The sequence below is a fragment of the Nocardia sp. NPDC004722 genome, from assembly GCF_053601505.1.
Window position 1 is genome coordinate 1 of the sequence record NZ_JBSGBY010000502.1, and the last position, 6358, is coordinate 6358.

7 protein-coding genes and 1 pseudogene are annotated in these 6358 nt (G+C 65.2%); 4 read left to right on the plus strand and 4 right to left on the minus strand.

The window, feature by feature from the left end; genetic code table 11:
* Positions 1 to 270: pseudogene (locus tag ACWELQ_RS34630) on the minus strand (ATP-binding protein); the annotation flags it as partial.
* Between the two features lie 177 nt (positions 271 to 447).
* Here ACWELQ_RS34630 and ACWELQ_RS34635 point away from each other — a divergent pair.
* On the plus strand, positions 448 to 816 hold the full coding sequence (locus ACWELQ_RS34635) for a hypothetical protein (protein ID WP_452401239.1): 369 nt from the start codon (positions 448 to 450) through the stop codon (positions 814 to 816).
* 7 nt (positions 817 to 823) lie between these two features.
* On the opposite strand, the gene ACWELQ_RS34640 is transcribed toward ACWELQ_RS34635, so the two are convergent.
* Together ACWELQ_RS34640 and ACWELQ_RS34645 are read right to left on the minus strand one after the other, a co-directional pair.
* On the minus strand, positions 824 to 1741 hold the full coding sequence (locus ACWELQ_RS34640; protein ID WP_452401234.1) for an alpha/beta hydrolase fold domain-containing protein: 918 nt from the start codon (positions 1739 to 1741) through the stop codon (positions 824 to 826).
* Positions 1742 to 1800: 59 nt separating this feature from the next.
* Positions 1801 to 2649, minus strand: coding sequence for an alpha/beta fold hydrolase (locus ACWELQ_RS34645; protein ID WP_452401235.1), 849 nt, complete (start codon positions 2647 to 2649; stop codon positions 1801 to 1803).
* Between the two features lie 55 nt (positions 2650 to 2704).
* Between ACWELQ_RS34645 and ACWELQ_RS34650 the strand changes: the two genes are divergently transcribed.
* Positions 2705 to 3298, plus strand: a complete 594-nt coding sequence (locus ACWELQ_RS34650) for a TetR/AcrR family transcriptional regulator (RefSeq protein WP_452401236.1) — start codon at positions 2705 to 2707, stop codon at positions 3296 to 3298.
* Between the two features lie 41 nt (positions 3299 to 3339).
* Here ACWELQ_RS34650 and ACWELQ_RS34655 read toward each other — a convergent pair whose 3' ends face one another.
* On the minus strand, positions 3340 to 3579 hold the full coding sequence (locus ACWELQ_RS34655) for a hypothetical protein (RefSeq protein WP_452401237.1): 240 nt from the start codon (positions 3577 to 3579) through the stop codon (positions 3340 to 3342).
* A gap of 349 nt (positions 3580 to 3928) precedes the next feature.
* Here ACWELQ_RS34655 and ACWELQ_RS34660 point away from each other — a divergent pair, with 349 nt between their 5' ends.
* Together ACWELQ_RS34660 and ACWELQ_RS34665 are read left to right on the plus strand one after the other, a co-directional pair.
* Positions 3929 to 4825: a formylglycine-generating enzyme family protein gene (locus tag ACWELQ_RS34660; protein WP_452401240.1), complete on the plus strand. Its 897-nt coding sequence runs from the start codon at positions 3929 to 3931 to the stop codon at positions 4823 to 4825.
* Positions 4826 to 4932: 107 nt separating this feature from the next.
* A partial coding sequence (locus ACWELQ_RS34665) for a sulfatase-like hydrolase/transferase (protein WP_452401238.1) occupies positions 4933 to 6358 on the plus strand: 1426 nt, incomplete at its 3' end.

A 6358-nucleotide genomic window follows, 5' to 3' on the forward strand; every position in this document is an offset into this window, starting at 1 on the left:
GCGCAGGTTCAGCGCCTCGGTCACCATCAGCGTGACGAGCGCGGGATCCCGCACGTCGGCCAGCTCGACCAGCCACACTCCGTCCGGGAAGGCCCGGGCGACCAGCTGCCCGATCTGCCGCGAGAGTCGCGTCTTGCCCATGCCGCCGGGACCCAGCAGGGTGAGCACCCGGGTGGTGGGCAGCAGTCGCTTCGCGGTAGCCAGTTCCTGGCGGCGGCCGACGAAGCTAGTCACCTCTTCGGGGAGGTTTCCATCGACACGCCGCGCCATGGCGTCCAACCTATGTGATTTGCCGCATTCTGTGCCAGCAGGCACGCATAAACCCAGCTCGCGGCCCGGGCGGCTGTGCGCGCCGATACACTCGACGAGGTGCCGAGCAGACCCCGCCAAGCATCGAGCCGATCGCGCCGCGCCCGCCTGGCCGATGTCCATGACCTGGCCAACGCCATGCCGCACGTGACCATCGTCGACGGCCCGGCCGGTAATCCGGTCTATCAGGTGGGCGGCAAATCCTTCGTCTTCTTCCGCAGTCCGCGCCCCGACGCCTTCGACCCGGAGACCGGGGAACGCTACGACGACGTCATCGTGTTCTGGGTGCCCGCGGAGGATGACAAACTGGCCCTCGTTCAGGACCCCGGCTCACCGTTCTTCACCACCAAGCATTTCGACGGCCACCTCTCGGTTCTGGTGCGCGGCAGTCGAATTCCCGAACTGACATTGCAGGAACTCACCGAAGTCGTGCAGGACGCTTGGCTCTCGCGCGCTTCGGCCACCCGTGTGCGCAAGTGGCTGGCCGAAAACGGCCCGCAGGCATAGGTATTCGTCAGGCGCGCACCGGTGCCGACGCCAGCGCGGCACGCAACGCGTCGATGATGATGCGGCGCGCCCGCCACGCTTCCGGCGTCGGTGTCAGCGGATAGACGTGGACCAGCTCCGCCACTTCGTGATAGTCGACTTCGACGCCCGCCGCCGCGGCCTTCTCGACCATGATCCGGATATCCGGCATCAGGATGTCGCGGGTGCCGGAGAAGACGGTGAGCGGGCCGAGCCCGGTGAAATCGGCGAACAGCGGGCTGACCATGGGGTCGGTGATCGGCAGCGGGCCGCGCCAATGCTCGCCCAGGACCAGGCCGCCGTCGCGGCCGAGCCAAGGATCGTCGGGCTGGACGGTGAGGATCTCCGGATTGCTGAGCGAGAGGTCCAGCGCGGGTGAGATCAGCACTGTCCGAGGCACACTCGGCTCCTCGGCATCCCGCAGCGTGACGGCCGTGGACAGGGCGATCTGCCCGCCCGCGGAGTCGCCCGCCAGGCAGACCTCCCCGTACTGTCGCCAGTTGGCGCGCACTAGTTCCGCGATCACCGGGATCACCTGGTCGGCCGTGCCGTAGGGGATCAGCGGATAGATGGGCAGCGTGACCGTCGTCCCGGCGCGCGCGGCGATGTCGGCGGCCAGCTCCCAATGCTGGCGGACCACCTGATTGACCCAGCCGCCACCATGGCAGTAGACGACGTTCCCGCGCGTCGCGCCGCTGCGGGGCGTCAACGTGTAGATCGGCCACCCGTTCTCGACGCGCACCTCGATCGTGACATCCGGGCGCAGCAGCCGCGGCGGCCCGTAAGGCTGCGGTCGAATGCTGCGCTCGCGGATGTGGTTTCGCGCGCCCTCGGCGGTGATGAAGGGCTTGTTGGCCTGGGTGATCCGCAGGAAGACGGGCACGGCCCGACTGAGCAAACTGGGCATGGCGCGCCTCTCGTGTCTCCGGTGATCGCGGCACCGACGATACCGAAGAGTAACGTCCGCTACCCGTGATCGATCACCGCGCCGGTGAGGAATCCCGACATGGCTTCGGCGACCGCGTCGGGCTGGTCGATCATCGACAGCACGTAGGCGTCGTCGATCTCCACCAGCCGGGCCTTCGGGATGATCTCGGCCAGCCGCCGCCCGTGCTCGCGCGGCATCACCTTGCCCGCCGACGACCACAGGATCAGCGCCTCGCCCGAGAAGTTCCGCAGCGCTTCGGTATTCGCGATGAGCTCGGCCTTGGAGCGCTTGGACTTCCCGTAGGCGAGCATGTCGCGCTGAATCCGCTTGTCCCGCAGGCCGGGTTCGGTCCAGCCGTGCACGAGCTCATCGCTGAGCCCGTAGCGTGCCATCCAGCCGAACATCAGAGGTGAGGACCGGATCCACCGGATGCGGAACTGCTTGAGCCCCAAGGTGAGTGCGCCGGGCACGTACGCGGCGACCGTCACGGTCTTGCCGGGTAGTCCGGGCGGGAAATTCGTCCACGCCTCGCACGGCAGGACGATCATCCGGCCGACGCGCTCGTCGAGACCGTAGGCGGTGAGGAACAGGCTGCCACCCCAATCGGTGTGCACCAGCGTGACATCGCGCAGATCCAGCGCCGCGAGGAAATCCGCGATCAACTGGTTCAGCCCTCGCATGCTCAGGTCCGCGTCCGCGCGCATCGGCTCCGGATGCGACCCCAGCGGCAGATCCGGCAGCACGTACCGGAACCCTTCGGGCAGTTTGTCGATGACGGCATCCCACTGCGTGTGATTCATCAGGAGCCCGTGCAACAGCACCACCGCGGGCCCCTCACCCCGCTCGACGTAATGGATTCTCCCCGCACTGACTTCGGCAATCGGCATAACCAACTCCTCCTCTAGAGCATACGCTCTAGTGCGTTTGCTCTAGTCTGGATCCGTGCCCGAGAACCTGTCAACCACCACCCGCGACCGCCTGGTCACCGCCGTCGCCGAACTCATGCGCGTGCAGGGCTACAGCGCCATCACCGTCAAACAGATCACCGCCGCCTCCGGAGCCCCCATGGGCTCCCTCTACCACCACTTCCCCGCAGGCAAATCCGCCATCGCCGCCGAAGCCCTCCGCACCTCCGGCGCCGCCTACATCCAACTCCTCCCCCTCCTGATGGACGCCCACGACGACCTCCGCGAAGCCCTCCCCGCCGCCTTCACCGCAGCCGCCGAAACCATCGAACAGAACGGCTGGATCAACATGTGCCCCGTCGGCACCGTCGCAGGCGAGGTAGCAGACAGCGAGCCCCGAATCCGCGACGTGGCAGCGGAAGTAATCCAATCCTGGATCGACGACGGCACAGCCTATTTCGTTCGCCGTGGCCTCACCGCGGCGGACGCAAGGGAATTGATGGTCGCCACCCTCTGCGCCTTGGAAGGCGCGTTCATCCTCAGCCGCACATTGCGTTCCAAAGAACCGCTATTGGCTGCCGGCCGGGCGCTGGGATCCCGCGTTTCCGAGCTGATCGGATCGAAAACCTGAGAGGTATGTGGACATTTCACGTGCGCCGATCCGGCGACCGGCTAGGGCCAGCACCAGTCCAAGGTCGCGGATCCGGGCGTCGGGATATGGACGCAAATGGTCACGTGGATATAGAACTCGTCGATGTCGGACAGCACGGGCTGGTCCACTGGGGCGGCCGCCGCCGGTCGTTCGGCATCGGGTGACACGGGCTGGTTGGCGGCTGCGGGCGGTGCGAGAAGGATAACGAGCGGGGCGGCAACGGTCGCGGTGATCAGTGACCGGGAAACTCCTGCGCGCATGGTTTCGGCTCCTTCCGGCGAATCTCGGCTACCAATTCCGTCGAAATCTGAGATGAACTCGTCGATGGTCTTCGGTATTCAAAAGCTATCATCGAATTTTTTGATAGCTGAAAGCTTTCCAGACCCTGATCGGTATCACCACTGGCCAGTGTCCACACAGACGGAAGCCTCGGTGATCGTTCCGCGCACGGCCAACCGGCTTCAGCGCGCCGCGCGAGGGTGACGCATTGCGCTCGACGTGTGTAGTAGCTTGTCCCGGCGATATTTTGGACGATCGATCGTTGCTGGTCGACGGCGCAGAGCGCTGTGCGGGATGGCGAAAGGGGGCGCGGTGACGACGCGCAAGGGCATGGTTCGTGTTCCCGGTGGAGTCTTTGCCATGGGTTCGCTGGAGTATTTTCCCGAAGAGCGGCCCATTCGGGAGAAACAGGTCGAGCCCTTTTGGATGGACGCCCATCCGGTGACGGCCGCGGCCTTTCACCGGTTCGTGCGTGACACCGGATATGTGACCGTCGCCGAGCGTGACCTCGATCCGGCCGACTTCCCGGGGGCCGACCCGGCGGATCTGATACCGGGCGCGCTGGTGTTCCGACCCACGAGCGGGCCGGTGCCGCTGGATGATTGGCGGCAGTGGTGGGCGTATGTCCCGGGCGCGAATTGGCGTCATCCGGGTGGGCCCGGTACGAATCTGGATGGGCGCACCCTGCACCCGGTGACCCATATCGCCTTCGCGGACGCCGCCGCGTATGCCGAGTGGGCGGGCAAGTCGCTGCCGAGTGAAGCGCAGTGGGAATTCGCCGCGCGTGGCGGCTCGGCGGCGACGTTCCCGTGGGGTGACGAGTTCGAGCCGCGGGGACGGCGGATGGCCAATACCTGGGTGGGGCGGTTTCCGTGGGAATTCATGCCCGGCCGAGCGCAAGTCGCGCAACCGGGCACGACCAAGGTCGGCGCCTATCCGCCCAACGGGTACGGCCTGTTCGACGTGTGCGGGAACGTATGGGAATGGACGACCGACTATTTCCGGGGCGAACACGGAGTCGCCGCGAACTCCTGTTGCGCTCCTACCCGGGTTGATGCGCCGCCGCCGCTCGAACCTGGAGAGCGATTTCCGCGCCGGGTGGTCAAGGGCGGCTCGTATCTCTGCGCGCCGAATTACTGCCTGCGGTATCGTCCCGCTGCCCGGCAGGGGCAATCCGAGGACACTTCGACCTGCCATCTCGGTTTCCGATGCGTACTGCCCGAATGAAACCCGCCGCGACACGCTGCCACCTTTTGTCGCGAATCAGCAACATTGCAGCAACGCGCAATGAAGTTCCATTCAGAACAGTGAACAAACTGCTCTAGGTTGCAGTAATGGAGCCGACCGAAGATCATCAGTCCTCGTCCGCGTCTTCCGATTCCGAATCCCAGTCCAAGCGGGGCAAACTATCCAGGCGCGGGTTATTGGGTGGTCTCGCGGCCGCGGGGGCGGGCGCTGCCGCACTCCCGTTGCTGGCCGCGTGCGGTGACTCCAAGAAGGATGGTCCTCCGGGATACGGCACCGGGATCAACGAGGGGTTCGACGGTGATATCGAGCTCGATGTTCGGGATTCCAAGCCGGACTGGAAACCGTTCGAGGTGAAGAAGGCTCCCGAGGGAGCGCCGAACATTCTGGTCGTGCTGTACGACGACACCGGCTTGGCGTCGTGGTCGCCGTACGGCGGCCGGATCAATATGCCGACCTTGCAGAAGCTGGCCGACAGCGGCCTGATGTATACCCAGTGGCACACCACCGCATTGTGCTCGCCGACCCGTTCCACGATGCTGACCGGTCGCAACCATCACGTGAACCGTTTCGCCGCGATCACCGAGGCCACCAACGGTTTTCCCGGTTCGGCCGGGCGCCTGCCGGCGCAGTGCGCGACGGTGGGGCAGGTTCTGCAGGACAACGGCTATTCCACGTTCTGGGTCGGCAAGAACCACAACGTGCCCGAGGAGGATGTCTCCTCCGGCGGCTCGAAGTCGGAATGGCCGTTGGCCAAGGGTTTCGATCGCTACTACGGGTTTCTGGGTGGTGAGACCAACAATTGGTATCCCGACCTGGTGGAGGACAACCGGTTCATCGATCCGCCGCAGACGCCGGAACAGGGATATCACCTGTCGAAAGACTTGGCGGACAACGCGATCAAGATGATTCGCGATCAGCGCTCGAGCAACCCGTCCAAGCCGTGGTACATGTGGTTCTGCCCGGGCGCGAATCATGCCCCGCATCACAGCCCGGCCGACTACGCCGCCAAATACAAGGGCCAGTTCGACGACGGTTACGAGGCGTACCGCACGTGGGTGCTGCAGCGGATGATCGACAAGGGCGTCATGCCCAAGGGCACTCAGTTGACTCCGCTCAACCCGCTGCCCAAGGATGTCGCGGTACCCGATGACCAAGTGCTGCCGTGGGATTCGCTCAGCCCCGACCAGAAGCGACTGTTCTCCCGCATGGCCGAGGTGTTCGCCGGATTCTCCGAATACACCGATGCCCAGGTGGGGCGGATCATCGATTTCCTGGAGCAGACCGGGCAACGCGACAACACCGTGGTCATCTACTGTGCCGACAACGGAGCCTCCGGAGAAGGTTCGCCCAACGGATCGGTCAACGAGAACAAATTCTTCAACGGCTACCCGGACTCCCTCGAGGAGAACCTGCAGTACATCGACGTCCTGGGCACACCGGAAACCTACAACCACTACCCGACCGGATGGGCGGCAGCCTTTTCCACGCCGTTCCAGATGTTCAAACGCTACG